The organism is Inquilinus sp. OTU3971 (assembly GCF_038440215.1).
Genome location: NZ_JASATH010000015.1, coordinates 11,792 through 29,525, shown reverse-complemented (window position 1 = coordinate 29,525; position 17,734 = coordinate 11,792). Strand labels below are relative to the sequence as shown.

The following is a 17,734-nucleotide window of genomic DNA, read 5'->3' as shown; positions in this document are numbered from 1 at the left end:
TTGATGGCCGCTCGCCGGGGTTCGTTGTAAGCATTCCGACGGCGCGATTTTGAGGAGACGCGGCATGGAGCGATTCACGGGCGGCTGTTTGTGCGGCAGCGTCCGCATCGTGGCGTCGGGACGCCCCTACCGGGTCGGCCTTTGCCACTGCCTCGACTGCCGCAAGCATCATGGGGCCCTGTTCCACGCCTCCGCGATCTTCCCTCAGGATGCGGTGACGATCGACGGCGAGACACGCGACTACGCCGGGCGGTTTTTCTGCCCCCGCTGCGGCTCATCCGTTTTCGGGCGCAGCGCAGACGAGATCGAGGTGAACCTGGGATCGCTGGATGCCCCGGACCAGCTGATGCCGACCTATGAAAGCTGGATCATCCGCCGCGAATCCTGGTTGCCGCCGTTCCCGCTCACGAGGCGATACGACCGCGATCGCGACGCCACGAGTCGCTTCGAGGGGTAGCCCGACCGCAGGACCGGCACGGCGGCCTGGCCCACGGCGCGCGACGAGACGGGGCGGCGGGCGTCAGCCGCGGGCGCCCGCCTTCTCCGCCTCGGCCGGGGTCCGGGTGGTCAGCGACAGGGCGTGCACCCGGTCCTGCAGCTCGGCCGCCAGCAGGTCGTAGACCAGGCGCTGCCGCTCGACCCGCGAGCGGCCCTCGAAGGCGTCGGAGACGACCAGCACCCGGAAATGGCTTTCGCCGCGGCCGTCATGCCCGGCGTGGCCGGCATGGCGGTGGCTGTCGTCGATGATCTCGAGCTGGGCCGGGGCCAGCGCCTCCTCGATCTTGCGGCGCATGCGGTCGGCGATCTGCATCGGTCCTGTCCTCCATCCGGCATCAGGTGATAGCAGAGCCGGGGCCGCGGCGGGAGACCGCGACCCGATATTCCCATATGACGCAAGCCCCGATGCTGCGACACGAGGGCAGGGCAGATTTCCGCCGCGTCGACTTGTCAGGCGAAAACGCCCTCCCCATACTCGCAGCATGGCCACTGCAAACCGCAGAGAATACCGGGCATTCGAGGAGCCGGCGCCGGCGATGCGCCGCTGCGACCACCCGGATTGTGCCTGCGCCGGGGAGTTCCGGGCGCCGAAATCGCGGCAGCGGCTGAACGACTACTGGTGGTTCTGCCTGGAGCATGTGCGGGAGTACAACCGCGCCTGGAACTACTACCAGGGCATGAGCGCCGACCAGATCGAGCGCGAGGCGCGGCGCGACACGGTGTGGGACCGGCCGACCTGGCCGATGGGGTCCTGGCGCGCCGAGCAGCGGCTGCGCTCCCGGATCTATCAGAGCTTCGCCGAGGGCGCGGGCGACAACCCGTTCCACGCCGGCCGCGAGGCGCAGGATGAGGCCAAGCAGGGCCGCCCCCTGACCGAGCAGGAGAGCGCGATGAAGACGCTCGAGCTCGCTCCGCCTTTGGACCTGAAAACCCTCAAGGCCCGCTACAAGGCCCTTGTCAAACTGCATCACCCGGACGCCAATGGCGGAAGTCGCGATGCCGAGGAGAAGTTCAAGACCATCAACCACGCCTACAGCGTGCTGAAGGCCGGCTTCGCCTCGTGAACCGATACTCTGAAATTTGGACTTCGACTGGATCATGAGCGCTGACACCTCCACGACGCTGCCCGACATCAAGGTGTCCGTGCGGCAGACCTTCGGCATCGACAGCGACCTGCAGGTGCCCGCCTTCTCCGCCGCCACGCCGCATGTGCCGGACGTCGACAGCGCCTACCGCTTCGACCGCGACACCACCATGGCCATCCTGGCCGGCTTCGCCCACAACCGGCGGGTGATGATCCAGGGCTATCACGGCACCGGCAAGTCGACCCATATCGAGCAGGTGGCGGCCCGCCTGAACTGGCCCTGCGTCCGCGTCAACCTGGACAGCCACATCAGCCGCATCGACCTGGTCGGCAAGGACGCCATCGTGCTGCGCGACGGCAAGCAGGTGACCGAGTTCCGCGAGGGCATCCTGCCCTGGGCGCTGCAGAACCCCTGCGCCATCGTGTTCGACGAATACGACGCCGGCCGGCCGGACGTGATGTTCGTGATCCAGCGCGTGCTCGAGGTCGAGGGCAAGCTGACCCTCCTGGACCAGAACCGGGTGATCAAGCCGCACCCGGCCTTCCGCATCTTCTCCACCGCCAACACCGTCGGCCTGGGCGACACCACCGGCCTGTATCACGGCACCCAGCAGATCAACCAGGGCCAGATGGACCGCTGGTCGATCGTCGCCACGCTGAACTACCTGCCGCATGACGCCGAGGTCGAGATCGTCCTGGCCAAGGTGCCGGATTTCGACACGGAGGAGGGCCGGACCAAGATCAACGCCATGGTCCGCCTGGCCGACCTGACCCGCGCCGGCTTCATCGGCGGCGACATCTCCACCGTCATGTCGCCGCGCACGGTGATCACCTGGGCCGAGAATGCGCGCATCTTCGGCGATGTCGGCTTCGCCTTCCGCCTGACCTTCCTGAACAAATGCGACGAGGTCGAACGCTCGACCGTGGCCGAGTACTACCAGCGCTGCTTCGGCACCGAGCTGCCGGAAAGCGGCGTCCGCGCCCATCTGGCGTAAGGCGTGGTTCGTTAGGTTTTGCTGTCATTGCCGGGCTTGACCCGGCAATCCAGAAGGTCTCGACAACCTCTGGATGCCCGGGTCAAGACCGGGCATGACAGATGAAGGAAGAGCGGCGAAGGCCGCAGAGACGAAGCAGGCGATGCCCCAGGACGACAGCCCGATCGAGGTGTTCAAGCGCGCCACCACGGCGACGGTGCGGGCCATCGCCGAGCGGCCCGACATCACCGTGGCCTATTCCAGCGAGCCGGCCGGCGTCGCCGGCACCCGCGCCAGGCTGCCGCAGCCCTCGCGCCTCTTGACCTCGGCCGAGGTCGCCAAGGTGCGCGGCGCCGCCGATGCCGTGGCGCTGCGCCTGCGCCACCACAACGCCAAGACGCACGCCGCCCGCATGCCGCAGGGCGACGTCGCCCGCGCCGCCTTCGAGGCGCTGGAGCAGGCGCGCTGCGAGGCGATCGGCGCCACCCAGATGGCCGGCGTCGCCGGCAACCTGGCGGCGGCGCTGGACGACCGCTTCAAGCGCCAGGGGCTGGACCGCGTCACCGAGCGCGAGCAGGTGCCGCTGGCCGAGGCGGTGCGGCTGGCCGCGCGCGAGGCGATGACCGGCGAGAAGCCGCCGCCGAACGCCCGCCACGCCGCCGACCTCTGGCGGTCCTGGCTGGAGAGCCGGATCGGCCGGTCGCTGCACGAGCTGGCCGACGCCATGGACGACCAGGAGGCCTATGCCCGCTGCGCCAAGCACCTCTTGGCCGAGCTCGATGTCGAGATCGGCCAGGAGGACGAGACGCAGGAGGACGAGGACGGCGAGGACGACGACAAGGCCGATGGCGAGCAGCCGGAGGAGCAGGGCCGCGAGGGCGAGCAGGTCAGCGCCGAGGCCGACGACAGCGACAGCGACCCGGAAAGCGGCGACGAGACCGACGCCGAGGGCGCCCAGCAGGAGGAGGCCGCCGACGATTCCGACGAGTTCTCGACCGAGGACACCGAGGCCCCGGGCCAGCCCTGGCGCGACGACCAGACCGGCGCGCTGGACCCGAACGGGCTGAACTACAAGGCCTTCACCACCCAGTTCGACGAGATGGTGGCGGCCGAGGACCTGTGCGACGCCGACGAGCTGTCGCGGCTGCGGCTGATGCTGGACCAGCAGCTGCAGCATCTGCAGGGCGTGATCGCCAAGCTGGCCAACCGGCTGCAGCGCAAGCTGATGGCCAAGCAGACCCGGTCCTGGGACTTCGACCTGGAGGAGGGCATCCTCGACGCCGCCCGCCTCGCCCGCGTGGTGATCAACCCGCTGACGCCGCTGTCCTTCAAGCAGGAGCAGGACACCGATTTCCGCGACACGGTGGTGACCCTGCTGATCGACAATTCCGGGTCGATGCGCGGCCGGCCGATCACCATCGCCGCGATCGCCGCCGACATCCTGGCGCGGACGCTGGAGCGCTGCGGCGTGAAGGTCGAGATCCTCGGCTTCACCACCCGCGCCTGGAAGGGCGGCATGGCGCGCGAGCGCTGGATCCAGCAGAGCAAGCCGCAGAATCCCGGCCGGCTGAACGACCTGCGCCACATCATCTACAAATCCGCCGACGCGCCCTGGCGCCGGGCCCGCAAGAATCTCGGCCTGATGCTGCGCGAGGGCGTGCTGAAGGAGAACATCGACGGCGAGGCGCTGCTGTGGGCCCACAACCGCATCGTCGGCCGGCCGGAGCAGCGGCGCATCCTGATGGTGATCTCCGACGGCGCCCCGGTCGATGACTCCACGCTCTCGGTCAATCCCGGCAATTATCTCGAGCGGCACCTGAAGCAGGTGATCGAATACATCGAGCGCTGGTCGCCGGTGGAGCTGGTGGCGATCGGCATCGGCCATGACGTGACCCGCTACTACCGCCGCGCCGTGACCATCGTCGACGCCGAGCAGCTGGGCGGCACCATGATCGACAAGCTGGCCGAGCTGTTCGACGAGGAGCCGAAGAAGGCCGTCACGATGCGCCGGGCGAGCTGAGACCGGCCAGCCCAGGGTTTTCGTCGTCCCGTGTGCGAATCGCCCCGGCTTTGCCGCCACGCCTCCATACCGATGCCATAATAAAAGTGCTCTAATGGCATCGAGAAAAACACGGTATGATCCTTCCGATCGAGGAAGACGTTCGCGGCATTGCCGCGATGTCGCCCTCGTGGATCGGCGTTGTTGAGGAATCGGGCGGCTCGACTGGCGGCGTATTTTCCTGTTTTAGGATATTTTGGAGCGCGGGAATGCCGGTGTTCCATGATCGACTTGCGGGCGGCGCGCAGGCGGTGGCTGGTTTAGATCCGGCGAACCACGGGAAAGGGTCGGCGGCGTGACCGCGGGCGCGCAGGTGATCCTCCGGACGGTGCAGCGGATCTACGACGCCGCGATGGAGCCGGAGGAATGGCCGCAGTGCCTGGACGCCGTGCGCGACCTGGTCGGCGGCTCGCATGCCGTGTTCACCACCAACAGCCTCGACGGCGTCCAGCTCTCCACCTGCTCCCGGATGGATGTGCGGCAGCACGGCGACCGCTGCGCCCAGATCCTGCACAGCGATTTCTGGACCGAGCAGATGCAGCGGTTCCCGGCCGGAGCCGCGCGCACCCAGTCGTCCATGGTGCCGGTCAAGGACTATGAGCGGACGGATTTCTACCAGCAGCTGATCCGGCCGATCGGCGGCGGCCTGGCGGCGGTGGCGGTGCCGTGGCGCGGCACGTCCGGCTGGTCCGCCGTCCGCATCTGCCGCCCGCTGGACGAGCGCGATTTCGGCGCCGAGGAGCTGAACCGGCTGCAGGCCCTGGTGCCGCATCTGGCCAAGGCCGGCAAGCTGAACCGCCGCCTGGCCAGCGTCGACCCGCGCGCGACCGGCGCCCTGGCCGCGATCGACGCGCTGGGCCTCGGCCTGATCCTGCTGGACCGGCACGGCCGGCCGGTCTACCGCAGCGAGCGGGCCGAGGCGGTGATCGCGGAGCGCGACGGGTTGCTGGCCGACGCCCACGGCATCGCCACCACCCTGCCGGCGCAGACCCGGGCGCTGCATCAGGCGATCGCCACGGCGATGCTGCTGGCCGGCGGGCCGGACACGGCCGATGCCGCGCTGAGCCGCGCCGCCGCCGTGATGCTGCGCATCCCGGTGTCGCGGCGGCCACCGAACGGCCCGCTGATCCTGAGCGTCATTCCGGCCCCCACGGACGGCCGCGGCGCGGTCCCCGGCGAGCCGGGCGCGGTGGCGGTGCTGATCTCCGACCCCGACCGCCGCTGCCGCATCGACACCGCCGGCCTGGCCAGCGCCTATGGCCTGACCCGGCGCGAATCCGACCTGGCGGCGCTGATCGCCGGCGGCCTCGGCCCGGCGGAGGCCGCCGAGAGCCTGGGCATCTCGATCGGCACCGCCCGCCACTATCTGAAGCAGGTGTTCGAGAAGACCGAGACGCACCGGCAGGCCGAGTTGGTGCGCCTGCTGCTGCACAGCTTCGCCGCCCCCGATCTGGGCACCGCGACGGAACGCTGAGCGGCCGGCAGCTTGACCGGGTGTCCGGGATCGGGCTTTGCTGCGCCTTCCCGATTCAGGAGACACCCGATGCCGACCCCGGAGCCCGCGCCGGTGCTGGAGACCGACCGGCTGATCCTGCGCCTGCCCCGGGCCGAGGATTTCGACAGCTGGGCCGAGTTGATGGCCGACCCGGAGGCCGCCCGCTTCATCGGCGGCGTGCAGCTGCGCACCGCGGCCTGGCGCGGCTTCCTCACCATGGCCGGCGCCTGGACGATCCAGGGCTTCGCCAACTTCTCGGTGATCGAGAAGGCGACCGGGCGCTGGATCGGCCGCCTCGGCCCCTGGCAGCCCGAGGGCTGGCCGGGCACCGAAATCGGCTGGACCCTGTGCCGCGCCGCCTGGCGCAAGGGCTATGCCACCGAAGGCGCCGCGGCAACGATCGACTGGGCCTTCGACCGCCTCGGCTGGACCGAGGTGATCCACTGCATCGCGCCGGAGAACGAGCCGTCGAAGGCGGTGGCACGCCGGCTCGGCTCGCGCTTCCGCGGCCTGGACCGGCTGCCGGCGCCGATCGACACCAAGGTCGAGATCTGGGCCCAGAGCCGTGAAGACTGGCAGGGCCGAGATCGGATAAGGTCTGACCCCATACCCGAATAGCCGCACGCCCGTCATCCCGCCAAAGCGACCGGACATCCATGACTGCCACGAGACGAGCCCCGAAGCCCGTGGCCAAGCCACGCAAAGAAGCGAAACTCTCGCGCACCCTGCAGCCGGCCGATCTGTCGCCGGTGGAGTGGCAGCGAGCCCTGCGCCGCCAATTCGGCCGCGAGCAGTCCTTCACGCTCGAAAACCTGACGGACGAGCCGTTCTTCTCCGAATTCCGGATCGGCAATCCGGCTTCAGGGTCGAGTTATCGCGTGGTCATCCGGGGGCGAGGTCCTGGCGGCAACTACTGCGCCTGTCCTGACTACACGACCAATGAACTGGGCACCTGCAAGCATATCGAGTTCACGCTGGCCCAGCTGGAGAAGAAACGCGGGGCGAAGACCGCCTTCGCCCGCGGCTACCGGCCGGCATTCTCCGAGCTGTATCTGCGCAACGATGGCGGCCGCCGGATCTATTTCCGGGCCGGAACGGATTGTCCGCAGAAGGTGGCCGCAGCAGCCGAGGGCCTGTTCGACTCCGGGCGCGGCGGGGTGCTGCGGGATGACCGCTTCGGAGACATCGAAGCCTTCCTGGCCGCCGCCTCGGACATCGGGCACGAGCTGCGGGCCTATGACGATGCCCTCGATTTCATCGCGGGACGGCTCGACGCTGGGCGGCGCTCCGAACGGCTCGAACAGCTGTTCCCGGAGGGCGCCGCCGATCCCGGGCTCGCGAACCTGCTGCAGGTGCCGCTCTATCCCTATCAGGCCGAAGGCGCGCTGTTCGCGGTCCGTGCCGGACGGTCGCTGATCGGCGACGAGATGGGATTGGGCAAGACGATCCAGGCGATCGCGGCCATGGAGATCCTGGCGCGCCATTTCGGCCTCACGAAAGTGCTGGTGGTCTGCCCGGCCTCGCTGAAATATCAATGGCAGAGCGAGATTCTGCGCTTCTCCGGCCGGCGGGACGAGACCGCGGCCCGGGTCATCGGCGGCGGCCGGGCGCAACGCCGGAAGGACTATGCCCTCGATGATTTCTGCAAGATCACCAATTACGAGAGGCTCGCACCCGATCTCGACCTGATCGCCGCCTGGGAGCCGGATCTCGTGATCGTCGACGAGGCGCAGCGGGTCAAGAACTGGAACACCGTCGCCGCCCGCGCCCTGAAGCGCATCGACAGCCCCTATGCGATCGTGCTGACCGGCACGCCCCTCGAAAACAAGCTGGAAGAGCTGGTCTCAATCGTCCAGTTCGTCGATCAATACAGGCTGGGGCCGACCTGGAAGCTGCTCTATGAGCATCAGGCCAAGGACGAGGCCGGCCGGGTCACCGGCTATAGCGGGCTCGAGAAGATCGGCCAGACCCTGGCGCCGATCATGATCCGCCGGCGCAAATCCGAGGTACTGCGACAATTGCCGAGCCGGACCGACCAGACTCTCCTGGTCCCGATGACCGAAGGCCAGATGGCCTATCACGAGGAGAATGCCGATGCGGTGGCCCGCATCGTCCATCGCTGGCGCCGGATGAAGTTTCTGTCGGACAAGGACCAACGGCGACTGACCTGCGCCCTCCAGAATATGCGCATGTCGTGCAACAGCACCTATCTCCTGGATCGGGGCACCGATCACGGGGTCAAGGCCGACGAACTGGCCGCCGTGTTTGCCGATCTTTTCGCGGATCCGGACGCCAAGGCGGTGGTGTTCTCGCAATGGACGGGCAGCCACGACATCGTCATCCGGCGCCTCGAAGCGCAGGGTATCGGCTATGTCAGCTTCCATGGCGGCGTGCCGTCGGAGAAGCGCCCCGCCCTGATCGAGCGGTTCCGCAATGACCCCGGGTGCCGGGTGTTCCTATCGACCGATGCCGGCGCCTCCGGCCTCAATCTGCAGCACGCTTCGACCCTGGTGAATCTCGATCTCCCATGGAATCCGGCGATCCTCGAACAGCGCATCGCGCGGATCCACCGGATGGGCCAGACGCGGCCGGTTCGGGTGATCAATTTCGTGGCGAAAGGAACCATCGAGGAGGGCATGCTGTCGGTGCTGGCCTTCAAGAAGTCCCTGTCGGCCGGAATTCTCGACGGCGGCGCCAACAACATCTCGCTCGGCGGCTCGCGCCTCACCCGATTCATGAAGGACGTGGAATCCGTCACCGGGCAGATGGGCCAGGGCGAAGCCGTAACGCCGGCCGAGGAGGCCGGAGCGGTGGAGGGCGCGGACGGCGTCGGCGCCGCCGAAACCGCGGAGGAAATGGAGGCCGGGACCGCAGTTGCGCCCGCCAAGGGCGATGCGGCCCCGCCACGTGGATCGGAAGCCGACCCCTGGCAGGCCCTGGCGCAGATGGCGGTGCAGCTCGTCGCGGCCGTGGCGGCAACGAAGGATACAGATGCGCCGGCGCATCCCTGGATCGAGCGCGATCCGGCGACGGGGACGCGAAGCCTCAAAGTGCCGCTCCCGCCGCCCGCAGTCGCACACCAGCTCGCCAACGCGCTTTCGGCCTTTGCGGAGGGGTTGCGCGGCCGATTCGGCGAACCCCCGTCGCGTTGAGTCGGTACGAGCGATCGACGACCGGCGAAGGATATAGCCTCGCTAAGGCGGCGCGACGGGCTTGCTCAGGCGGCGGGTGGTCGGCGCGAAGCCGGCCGCCTCGTAGCAGGCCACCGCCCCGGCGTTGAAGTCCCAGACGCCGAGCTCGAGGCTGGCGAGGCCGCGGCCGCGCGCCCAGTCCTCGGCCTGGCGCAGCAGCAGGCCGGCGATGCCGCGCCGGCGGTGGCCCGGCATCACCACCAGATTGTCGATCTCGGCGATGCGCCGCTCCGGCCGGACCGGATTGGCCGCGACCGTCCGCTCGATCAGCGTGGCGAGGCCGGCCAGGGCGCCGCAATCCTCGGCGACCAGGATGGCGCTGCCGGGCCCCTCGATCAGCCCGGCGATCAGCTCCGGGCTGCGCGCCGGCCCCTCGGGCTCGACGAAGACATCGGGCCGGGCCTTGCGGTGGAAGCGGTCGAGCTCGGCGAACAGGACGCAGAGGGCGGCGTGCTCGTCGGGACGGGCCGGGCGGATGATGGGCATCTCGGATCTCCTGGTGGCGCCGCACGGCCCGGAGACCCCACATGGAAATGCCGCCGGAACCGGCAGCATGGGATGGGCATGAAGCATCGTCCCGCCGCCTCAGAGGGGCGGGGCACCGTATCGCGGAGCGGGGCGAGGACGACGGATCATGCCGGCAGGCTATCTGCGGGCCGGGCCGCGGTCAACCGCGCCGCACGGCCAGCGCCGCGGCGATGGCGGCGGCCGCCTGGTCCGGGGTCAGGCCGGAATTGTCGAGGACGAGGTCGGAGAAGGCCGGACCGGCATAGCCTTCCGCATACATCTCGACGATCCGGTCGCGCTCCTCCGCCGACAACGGCCGGCCGCCGCGATCGGCCAGCGCCACCTCGATCGGCGGCGCCAGCGTCGCCACGAACAGCCGCGCCCCGCGCCGGCCCGCCGCCGCGGCCAGGCGGGCATGGTCCTGCGGCCGCAGCGGATAGGCGACCACCAGGTCGCTCGTGGCGGCGGCGATCAGCGCCTCGATCCGCGCCAGGGCGATGGCGATGATAGCGTCGAGACCGGCATCGTCCGGCGCGCCATGGTCATCGCCCTCGACGAAGACGGCGCCGGGCAGGAGAGTGGCCAGGCACCGGCCCACGGTCGACTTGCCGGAATTGATCGGCCCGTTGATGCAGATGATGTCCACGGCGCAGCCCTCCCGTCGAGACAGCTCCTTAACGGCTGCCCTGGGCTGGGACAACGGGTAGCGCCTTGAGAATGCCCTCGACATCCGCTACCGCCTGGGCAGGATCACGGGGATGCGGATGATCGGGGTTTTCGATTCGGGACATGGCGGGCTGACGGTGCTGCAGGCGCTGACCCGGCACCTGCCGCAGCAGCACTTCCTCTATCTCGGCGACCACGGCCACGCCCCCTACGGCAATCGCGAGCCGGAGGAGATCTACCGCCTGACCATCGCGGCGGTGGAGCGGCTGTTCGGCCTGGGCTGCCGGCTGGTGGTCCTGGCCTGCAACACCGCCGCCGCCACCGGGCTGCGCCGGCTGCAGCAGAGCTGGCTGCCGCAGCACCACCCGGACCGAAGGGTGATCGGCGTGCTGGTGCCGATGGTGGAGGCGATCACTGGCGTGCCCTGGATGGCCGACATCCGCACCGGCCGGCACCGCGGCGAGCCGCGCACCGTGGCCATCTTCGCCACCCGTCACACGGTCAGGACCGGCGCCTTCGTCGAGGAGATCGGCAAGCGGGCGCCGGAGATCACGGTGGTGCAGCAGGCCTGCCCGGTGCTGGTGACGCTGATCGAGCGGGCGGCGCCGGAGGCGGTGCTGCGACGCGCCGTCCGGCGCTATGCGGCGCTGCTGATGCGGCAGCTCAAGGGCGTGCCGCCGGATGCGGTGATCCTGGGCTGCACGCATTACCCGCTGGTCGCCGACCTGTTCGCCGAGGCGCTTCCGCCGGGCGTCGAGATGCTGTCCCAGCCCGACATCACCGCCCGCAGCCTGGAGGCCTATCTGCAGCGCCACCCGGAGTTCGACACCGCCGACGGGGCGGAGGCATCGCCGCTGTTCTTCACCACCGGGGATGCGGAGCTGGTCTCCGCCCTCGCCACCCGCTTCCACGGCCGCCCGGCGCCGTTCCGGCCGATCGGGGCGGAAGCGCTGGCCGAGGCACGGTAGGGTGATGCTGCGAATCTAGTCGTCCGGAAAGAACTCGATCCCGGCCTCCCACGGGTTGTCCCGCATCGACTGCAGGCGCGTCCGCCAGTCGCCGTCATGGATCTCGAGCTTGTGGCCGTCCGGATCGAGGAAATAGACCGACGGTCCCTCGGTCTGGTTGATGCGCCAGATCGGAGCGCCGTGGTCCGCCAGCCGCTTCGAGCAGGCGTCGAAATCGGCGACACTGAAGGCCATGTGCGTGTAGTCGGGATGGGGTGACGACCGCGTCTTCTCGTCGATGCTGAGGCAGAGCCAGAGATCCCCGGCCAGCAGATAGGCGCCGCGGCTCCACTTCGCCAGGGGCTTCAGCCCCAGCACATCGACATAGAATCGGAACGATCTCTCGACGTCGCTGACCGCGAGGGTGACGTGGTTGATGCCGGTGACCATGGGGCATCACCTCATCGACGGTAAGCCAGCGGGCAGCCCGGCTCCGGCCAGTCCATCGCCGCCAGACGGCCCGTGCCGGACAGGGTGATGTAGGCGGTCCTCCGGTCCGGCCCGCCGAAGCAGATATTGGTCACGATCGGGTCGTCCGGCAGCATCACCTGGTTCAGCACGGTGCCGTCCGGCGAGATCACGGTGATGCAGCCGGTGATCAGCGTGGCGACGCAGATGTTGCCGCGGGCGTCGACCGCCATGCTGTCGAAGCGCTGATAGCCCGGCAGGCCGCAGACCAGCCGGCCGCCATGCGGCGACGGGAACGGGTGCCGCTTCGGCTGCCCCGGCGCCTCGAGGTCGAAGGCCCAGAGCCGGCCGGTCTCGGTCTCCGACACATAGACGGTCGAATCGTCCGGCGACAGGCCGACGCCGTTCGGCGTCTCCATCGGATAGGCGACCTCGACGATCCGCGACCCGTCGGCCCGGCCGTAATACAGCCCGCCATAGTCCCGCTCGCGTTCGCGGTGCTTGCCGTAGTCGGTGAAGTAGAAGCCGCCGGAGCGGTCGAAGACGATGTCGTTCGGGCCGCGCAGCGGATGGTCGCCGCAGCGATCGTAGAGGGTGCGGAGCTCGCCGGTGGCGGGGTCGAGGCGCTCGATCCGGCCGCTGGTGTAGTGCGGGTGGACGCCGCGGCGCATCCGGTTGTATCCGCCGTCGTGATGGAACAGAAAGCCGCCGTTGTTGCAGACATAGAGCGCGCCGTCCGGCCCGACCGCCAGGCCGTTCGGCCCGCCGCCGAGCTGCGCCACGACCTCGACCGTGCCGTCGGGCCGGACCCGGCTGACGGTCTCGCGCTGGATCTCGACCAGCAGGACGGAGCCGTCGGCCTCCGCCACCGGCCCTTCCGGGAACTGCAGCCCGCTGGCGATGATGCGGGTCTCGGGCATGGCTTCCTCCATCGGATCAGCCCGGATCGGGCTGCGGCCAGGCTGGCGGCTTCCGCACGATACCGCTGCCGGCGATCCCGTCCAGGCCGATCTGGCCGGCCTCAGACGAGGCCGCCATTGGCGCGCAGCACCTGGCCGTTGACCCAGCCGCCGTCCGGACCGGCCAGGAAGGACACGACCCCGGCGATGTCCTGCGGCGTGCCCAGCCGTTCCAGCGGGGCCGCCTTGGCGAGGCGTTCGACCAGCTCGGGCGACTTGCCGTGGAAGAACAGGTCGGTGCCGGTCGGGCCCGGGGCCACGGCGTTGACGGTGATGGACCGGCCGCGCAGCTCCTTCGCCAGGATCCCGGTGAGCGCCTCGACCGCGGCCTTGGTCGCGGTGTAGACGCCGTAGGTCTCCAGCCTGGTGCCGACGACGCTGGTCGAGAGGCTGACGATCCGCCCGCCGTCGCGCAGCCGCCTGGCGGCCTCGCGCAGCACGTTGAAGGTGCCCTTCAGATTGATCGCGATCGTCTTGTCGAACAGCGCGTCGTCGGTGTCGGCGATCCGCGCCAGCTGCATGATGCCGGCATTGTTCACCACCACGTCGACGCCGCCGAAGGCGGTCTCGGCCGCCTCGAACATGCGGTGCACCGCGGCCGGGTCGGCGACGTCGGCCTGGGCGGTCAGGGCGCGGCCGCCCGCCTGCTCGATGCTGTGGGCCAGGGCCTCGGCGGCCTCGGCATTGCCGGCGTAGTTGACGACGACGGTGAAGCCGTCCCGGCCGAGCCGCTCGGCGATCGCGGCGCCGATGCCGCGCGAGGCGCCGGTGACGATCGCGACCTTGTTGCTCCGTTCGCTCATCTTGTCCTCCAAACCCGACCTCCATGTCGGTGAGGCAAAGATGAGCCTTATCCATTTCCGGATAATCTGCTCTGATCTGGCATCATAATTCGGAGATCTGGAACAATAGCCATGGACCGGCTGGACGCGATGCGACTGTTCCTGCGGGTGGTCGAGCGGCACAGCTTCTCGCTCGCGGCGCAGGATCTCGGCCTGCCGCGCTCGACCGCCACCGAGGGCGTCAAGCAGCTGGAGGCGCGGCTCGGCGTGCGGCTGCTGCAGCGGACCACCCGGCAGGTCCGGCCGACGCTGGACGGCGAGGCGTACTACCAGCGCTGCCTGTCGATCCTGGCCGATATCGAGGAGGCCGAGGCCGCCTTCACCGGGGCCAAGCCCAAGGGGCTGCTGCGGGTGAATGTGCACGGCATCCTGGCCCGGTCCTTCATGATGCCGGGCCTGCCGCGCTTCCTGGAGGAATACCCGGAGATCCGGCTGCATTTCGGCGAGGGCGACCGCTTCGTCGACCTGGTGCGCGAGGGCGTGGACTGCGTACTGCGGGTCGGGCACCCCGCCGACAGCACGCTGATCGGGCGGCGGATCGCGATGCTGGCCGAGGGCACCTTCGCCAGCCCGGCCTATCTGCAGCGGTTCGGCATGCCGCGGAGGCCGGACGAGCTCGACGGCCACCGCATGGTCGGCTTCCTGTCCTCCGCCACCGGCGCCCTGCTGCCGCTGGAGTTCACGGTCGACGGCGCCCGGCGCGATGTGACGCTGCCGGTGACGGTGTCGGCGGCGGGCGCCGAGATCTATTTCGCCGCCGGCCGGCTGGGGCTGGGGCTGATCCAGCTGCCGCGCTACCGCCTGGCGGAGGATCTGGCGGCCGGCACCATGGTCGAGGTGCTGGCCGACATGCCGCCCGCCCCCGCGCCGGTCTATGCGCTGTACCCGCACAGCCGGCAGCTGTCGCCGCGGGTCCGGGTGTTCATCGACTGGCTGGCGGCGGAATTCGCCGCCCGCCTGCCGTCGGCTAACGGAGAATGAGCAACTCATTGCTTCAATTTTTCATGTATCTCAACTATCCTTCCTAAGGTGTCGCGCATTCACGCATGTTTCCGAGAGCGTTTTTTTGCTTCCAAAATATGGAGTAGGCATATGTCCCTTGAAGACACAATTGATCGGATAAAAAGCGGTGTTTATAATATTGTTTTTATTGACTCGAAAAACAATCGTCTTGGCGGTGGTACTTGTTTTCTCTCTCTCAACTATTTGATTACGAATTCACATGTCGCACGCGCTCCGAATGGATGTCGTGTATGGATTCGTCGGAATGGCGAAAATGACACAAAAAGTGGTATTATTTTATCTCAAATAGAATTTAATCAACTTGTCGTATCTAGATCGGAAGAAAACAATTATGACTTTGCTATATTGAACATACCTAATGGAATGAAAATAACATCGGCACACAATTTCAGACTGTCAACTTCTTCTGTTTGTCGCCCAGGCCAGGACGTAGCTTTTATTGGATATCCGTTCGAACATTTAAATATTACTTGTCATAGAGGAACCATATCATCCCTCTACAAATCTGGAATTACGGAGGTAATACAGATAGATGGAAGCGTAAATCCAAGCAATTCGGGAGGCCCTTTATTTATTCCCGAGACAGGAGAAGTTATATGTATAATAACTAGAAAGGAAACAGGACTGACAAGAGCGTTTTCTAGTTTAAGAGCTACGATAAATTCAAACATATCTCTCATTAATAATATGGGAGGGGACATGTTTGTGGCTGGCGTCAGCTACAAGCAGACAATCTTATCTGGACAAAGGCAAATTCTACTGACTCTTGGAGAAATCGAAAGACAAGCAAATGTTGGAATAGGTTATGCATTTTCAATAGATCATTTGAAAAATGATAATATCATTCATGACGCAATGCAAAAGGCGGCAGCGGATTCATAGTGATAGAGGGCGACCTGGAGGTGGGGCGCTCCTGTTCGAGCGCCCCGAACTCTACGCCGCCTCCTCCTGGCCGTCGATCAGCCCCATCGCCTGGTGCTCGAACAGCTTGCGATAGTGGCCGCCCTCGCGCTTCACCAGCTCGGCATGGGTGCCCTGCTCGACCACGCGCCCGCGGTCGAACACCAGGATGCGGTCGACCTTCTGCACGGTCGACAGCCGGTGCGCGACGATGATCGTGGTGCGGCCGACGATCAGCTTCTCCACCGCCGCCTGGATCAGCGATTCCGACACGCTGTCCAGGCTGGACGTCGCCTCGTCCAGGATCAGGACCGGGGCGTCGGCCAGGATGGCGCGGGCCAGGGCGACGCGCTGGCGCTCGCCGCCCGACAGCTTCACCCCGCGCTCGCCGACCAGCGTCTCGTAGCCCTGCGGCAGGCGGGAGATGAAGTCGTGGGCATAGGCCTGCGTCGACGCGTCGACGATCTGCTCCATCGTCGCGCCGGGCCGGCCATAGGCGATGTTCTCCGCCAGCGAACGGTGGAACAGCACCGGCTCCTGCGGCACCAGCGCGATCTGCCGGCGCAGGCTCTCCTGCGTCACCCCGGCGATGTCCTGGCCGTCGATTCGGATGGCGCCGCCGTTCAGGTCGTACAGGCGCTGCACCAGCTTGACGAAGGTGCTCTTGCCGCTGCCGGAATGGCCGACCAGGCCGATCCGCTCGCCCGGGGCGATGGTCAGGGTGAAGCCGTCATAGATCGGCTCCCGCTGCCCGTGGTAGCGGAAGGTGACGGCGTCGAAGTCGATGCGGCCGGCCTCGACCTTGATCTCCGGCGCCGCCGGCCGGTCCTCGACCCCGAGCGGCTGGTCCATGAAGTCGACCAGCTCCTCCATGTCGTTGACCGCACGCTGCAGGTTGCGGACATGCATGCCGACGCCGCGCAGATAGCCGTGGATCAGGGCATAGGTGCCGAGGATGTAGGTGATGTCGCCCGGCGTCGCCATGCCGCGGCCCCACAACCACAGGCCGATGCCCAGCACCATGCCGTTCAGCCCCACCATCAACAGGTTCTGGGTGGTGCCGGAATTGGTGCCGCGATGCCAGGTGCGGATGGTGCGCTGGCGCCAGATCTCGACCGTGCGGGCGATGAAGGCATCCTCGCGCCGCTCGGCGCCGAAGGTCTTCACCACCGCGTTGCAGCCGATCGAATCCGCCAGGTTGCCGCCGAGCTTCGAATCCATCTCGTTGGCCAGCCGCGCCGCCGGGGCGACGTAGCGCAGCACCAGCACCAGGCTGACCAACAGGAACACGGCGACGCCGCACGCCACCGCCGCGCCCATCAGCGGCCAGCGCGCCGCCAGGAGCGCGGTGGCGCCGAGCAGGACCAGGATCGACGGCAGCAGCTCGACCAGGATCACGTCGTTCAGCAGGTCCATCGCCCAGGTGCCGCGGTTGATCTTGCGGACCGTGGCGCCGGCGAAGGCGTTGGCGTGCCAGTCGGTGGAGAAGCGCTGGACGCGCCAGAACGCCTCCTGCGTCATCGCCTGCATGACCCGGGTGGTCAGCCGGATGATGGCGCGGAACACGGTGTCGCGCAGCGCCACATAGACGATGCCGAGCGCGACGATGGTCAGCAGCGCCTGCAGCGCCGCGTCATAGCCGCCGGGGCCGGAAGCGATGGCGTCGACCATATGGCCGGCGAACACCGGCAGCACGACGTCGATGCCGGTCGAGGCCAGCACGCCGCCGATTCCGACCGCGATCTGCAGCGGATGGCGGCGCCAATGGCCGTAGCTGAAGCGCAGCACGCGCAGCAGCGGATTCTGATTGGTGGTCTGGTCTTTGGTGGTCTGGTCTGGCGCCACGGTCGTTCCGACACCGCCGAAGCGGCATCCTCCCGGCTGAACGGTTCAGGCGAGTCGGCGAGGGCGGGGCCCGGCGCCGACGGCGATCTGAGGGTTTCGGATTGGGCGCCCGGGCGATGTAGGGCCGATGGGCGTCCTCGGCGAGGGTCCGGAGGCCCCCGGGGCCAGACCAGCCGAGAGCGCGGAGGCGGACCTACCTAGTGACGGAGGTCCGGGGAGCTGACGATGCGTGGCGATGTCACTGCAACTCCCCTCTGCCGTTCTTGTGGATGCCGT

The 17,734-nt window shown here is 67.9% G+C and carries 18 protein-coding genes; 11 read left to right on the top strand and 7 right to left on the bottom strand.

The genetic code is table 11. The features are described from left to right. Window positions 1-64 precede the first annotated feature (64 nt). On the top strand, window positions 65-457 hold the full coding sequence (locus tag AAHM41_RS05975; protein WP_342235608.1) for a GFA family protein: 393 nt from the start codon (window positions 65-67) through the stop codon (window positions 455-457). A 63-nt stretch (window positions 458-520) separates the two neighbouring features. On the opposite strand, the gene AAHM41_RS05970 is transcribed toward AAHM41_RS05975, so the two are convergent. Beyond that, a complete protein-coding gene (locus AAHM41_RS05970) occupies window positions 521-811 on the bottom strand; it encodes a BolA family protein (protein WP_342235607.1) in 291 nt (96 codons plus the stop codon). A 223-nt stretch (window positions 812-1,034) separates the two neighbouring features. Between AAHM41_RS05970 and AAHM41_RS05965 the strand changes: the two genes are divergently transcribed. The 7 genes from AAHM41_RS05965 to AAHM41_RS05935 all read left to right on the top strand — a co-directional run bounded on the left by AAHM41_RS05965 (window position 1,035) and on the right by AAHM41_RS05935 (window position 9,262). Then, window positions 1,035-1,562 (top strand): J domain-containing protein, encoded by a 528-nt coding sequence (locus AAHM41_RS05965; RefSeq protein WP_342235606.1) that lies wholly within the window; start codon window positions 1,035-1,037, stop codon window positions 1,560-1,562. A 34-nt stretch (window positions 1,563-1,596) separates the two neighbouring features. Further along, a complete protein-coding gene (cobS, locus tag AAHM41_RS05960; protein ID WP_342235605.1) occupies window positions 1,597-2,577 on the top strand; it encodes a cobaltochelatase subunit CobS in 981 nt (326 codons plus the stop codon). Window positions 2,578-2,719: 142 nt separating this feature from the next. Further along, complete coding sequence (gene cobT, locus AAHM41_RS05955) at window positions 2,720-4,576, top strand: cobaltochelatase subunit CobT (protein WP_342235604.1); 1,857 nt, start codon at window positions 2,720-2,722, stop codon at window positions 4,574-4,576. A 116-nt stretch (window positions 4,577-4,692) separates the two neighbouring features. Beyond that, window positions 4,693-4,914 (top strand): hypothetical protein, encoded by a 222-nt coding sequence (locus AAHM41_RS05950; protein ID WP_342235603.1) that lies wholly within the window; start codon window positions 4,693-4,695, stop codon window positions 4,912-4,914. Continuing rightward, window positions 4,911-6,089 (top strand): helix-turn-helix transcriptional regulator, encoded by a 1,179-nt coding sequence (locus AAHM41_RS05945; protein ID WP_342235602.1) that lies wholly within the window; start codon window positions 4,911-4,913, stop codon window positions 6,087-6,089. The genes AAHM41_RS05950 and AAHM41_RS05945 overlap by 4 nt, the downstream gene beginning before the upstream one ends. Before the next feature lie 69 nt (window positions 6,090-6,158). Continuing rightward, a complete protein-coding gene (locus AAHM41_RS05940) occupies window positions 6,159-6,728 on the top strand; it encodes a GNAT family N-acetyltransferase (protein ID WP_342235601.1) in 570 nt (189 codons plus the stop codon). A gap of 68 nt (window positions 6,729-6,796) precedes the next feature. Beyond that, window positions 6,797-9,262 (top strand): DEAD/DEAH box helicase, encoded by a 2,466-nt coding sequence (locus AAHM41_RS05935; protein ID WP_342235600.1) that lies wholly within the window; start codon window positions 6,797-6,799, stop codon window positions 9,260-9,262. A gap of 42 nt (window positions 9,263-9,304) precedes the next feature. Here the strand turns inward: AAHM41_RS05935 and AAHM41_RS05930 are convergent, their stop codons facing one another. Both AAHM41_RS05930 and AAHM41_RS05925 read right to left on the bottom strand, forming a co-directional pair. After that, window positions 9,305-9,787, bottom strand: coding sequence for a GNAT family N-acetyltransferase (locus AAHM41_RS05930; RefSeq protein WP_342235599.1), 483 nt, complete (start codon window positions 9,785-9,787; stop codon window positions 9,305-9,307). Between the two features lie 181 nt (window positions 9,788-9,968). Beyond that, on the bottom strand, window positions 9,969-10,454 hold the full coding sequence (locus AAHM41_RS05925) for a hypothetical protein (protein ID WP_342235598.1): 486 nt from the start codon (window positions 10,452-10,454) through the stop codon (window positions 9,969-9,971). Between the two features lie 118 nt (window positions 10,455-10,572). Between AAHM41_RS05925 and murI the strand changes: the two genes are divergently transcribed. Next, a complete protein-coding gene (murI, locus tag AAHM41_RS05920) occupies window positions 10,573-11,442 on the top strand; it encodes a glutamate racemase (RefSeq protein WP_342235597.1) in 870 nt (289 codons plus the stop codon). 15 nt (window positions 11,443-11,457) lie between these two features. On the opposite strand, the gene AAHM41_RS05915 is transcribed toward murI, so the two are convergent. The 3 genes from AAHM41_RS05915 to AAHM41_RS05905 form a co-directional block, all read right to left on the bottom strand. Further along, window positions 11,458-11,871 (bottom strand): fosfomycin resistance glutathione transferase, encoded by a 414-nt coding sequence (locus tag AAHM41_RS05915; protein WP_342235596.1) that lies wholly within the window; start codon window positions 11,869-11,871, stop codon window positions 11,458-11,460. An 11-nt stretch (window positions 11,872-11,882) separates the two neighbouring features. Next, window positions 11,883-12,809: an SMP-30/gluconolactonase/LRE family protein gene (locus tag AAHM41_RS05910; RefSeq protein ID WP_342235595.1), complete on the bottom strand. Its 927-nt coding sequence runs from the start codon at window positions 12,807-12,809 to the stop codon at window positions 11,883-11,885. A gap of 101 nt (window positions 12,810-12,910) precedes the next feature. Further along, a complete protein-coding gene (locus AAHM41_RS05905) occupies window positions 12,911-13,651 on the bottom strand; it encodes an SDR family oxidoreductase (protein WP_342235594.1) in 741 nt (246 codons plus the stop codon). A gap of 111 nt (window positions 13,652-13,762) precedes the next feature. Here AAHM41_RS05905 and AAHM41_RS05900 point away from each other — a divergent pair, with 111 nt between their 5' ends. Together AAHM41_RS05900 and AAHM41_RS05895 are read left to right on the top strand one after the other, a co-directional pair. After that, window positions 13,763-14,671, top strand: coding sequence for a LysR family transcriptional regulator (locus AAHM41_RS05900; protein ID WP_342235593.1), 909 nt, complete (start codon window positions 13,763-13,765; stop codon window positions 14,669-14,671). Window positions 14,672-14,782: 111 nt separating this feature from the next. Next, window positions 14,783-15,595 carry a S1 family peptidase gene (locus AAHM41_RS05895; RefSeq protein ID WP_342235592.1) on the top strand — a complete coding sequence of 271 codons (813 nt, stop codon included), beginning with the start codon at window positions 14,783-14,785 and terminating at the stop codon, window positions 15,593-15,595. Window positions 15,596-15,646: 51 nt separating this feature from the next. On the opposite strand, the gene AAHM41_RS05890 is transcribed toward AAHM41_RS05895, so the two are convergent. Then, window positions 15,647-17,458 (bottom strand): ABC transporter ATP-binding protein, encoded by a 1,812-nt coding sequence (locus AAHM41_RS05890; RefSeq protein ID WP_342235591.1) that lies wholly within the window; start codon window positions 17,456-17,458, stop codon window positions 15,647-15,649. Window positions 17,459-17,734 lie beyond the last annotated feature (276 nt).

What these genes read in the sequence shown, in the direction of transcription:
- cobS (WP_342235605.1), top strand. Translation starts at nt 1,597, where the DNA reads ATGAGCGCTGACACCTCCACGACGCTGCCCGACATCAAGGTGTCCGTG.
- AAHM41_RS05975 (WP_342235608.1), top strand. Translation starts at nt 65, where the DNA reads ATGGAGCGATTCACGGGCGGCTGTTTGTGCGGCAGCGTCCGCATCGTG.
- AAHM41_RS05930 (WP_342235599.1), bottom strand. Translation starts at nt 9,787, where the DNA reads ATGCCCATCATCCGCCCGGCCCGTCCCGACGAGCACGCCGCCCTCTGC.
- AAHM41_RS05965 (WP_342235606.1), top strand. Translation starts at nt 1,035, where the DNA reads ATGCGCCGCTGCGACCACCCGGATTGTGCCTGCGCCGGGGAGTTCCGG.
- AAHM41_RS05970 (WP_342235607.1), bottom strand. Translation starts at nt 811, where the DNA reads ATGCAGATCGCCGACCGCATGCGCCGCAAGATCGAGGAGGCGCTGGCC.
- AAHM41_RS05895 (WP_342235592.1), top strand. Translation starts at nt 14,783, where the DNA reads ATGTCCCTTGAAGACACAATTGATCGGATAAAAAGCGGTGTTTATAAT.
- cobT (WP_342235604.1), top strand. Translation starts at nt 2,720, where the DNA reads ATGCCCCAGGACGACAGCCCGATCGAGGTGTTCAAGCGCGCCACCACG.
- AAHM41_RS05950 (WP_342235603.1), top strand. Translation starts at nt 4,693, where the DNA reads ATGATCCTTCCGATCGAGGAAGACGTTCGCGGCATTGCCGCGATGTCG.
- AAHM41_RS05940 (WP_342235601.1), top strand. Translation starts at nt 6,159, where the DNA reads ATGCCGACCCCGGAGCCCGCGCCGGTGCTGGAGACCGACCGGCTGATC.
- murI (WP_342235597.1), top strand. Translation starts at nt 10,573, where the DNA reads ATGATCGGGGTTTTCGATTCGGGACATGGCGGGCTGACGGTGCTGCAG.
- AAHM41_RS05915 (WP_342235596.1), bottom strand. Translation starts at nt 11,871, where the DNA reads ATGGTCACCGGCATCAACCACGTCACCCTCGCGGTCAGCGACGTCGAG.
- AAHM41_RS05905 (WP_342235594.1), bottom strand. Translation starts at nt 13,651, where the DNA reads ATGAGCGAACGGAGCAACAAGGTCGCGATCGTCACCGGCGCCTCGCGC.
- AAHM41_RS05900 (WP_342235593.1), top strand. Translation starts at nt 13,763, where the DNA reads ATGGACCGGCTGGACGCGATGCGACTGTTCCTGCGGGTGGTCGAGCGG.
- AAHM41_RS05910 (WP_342235595.1), bottom strand. Translation starts at nt 12,809, where the DNA reads ATGCCCGAGACCCGCATCATCGCCAGCGGGCTGCAGTTCCCGGAAGGG.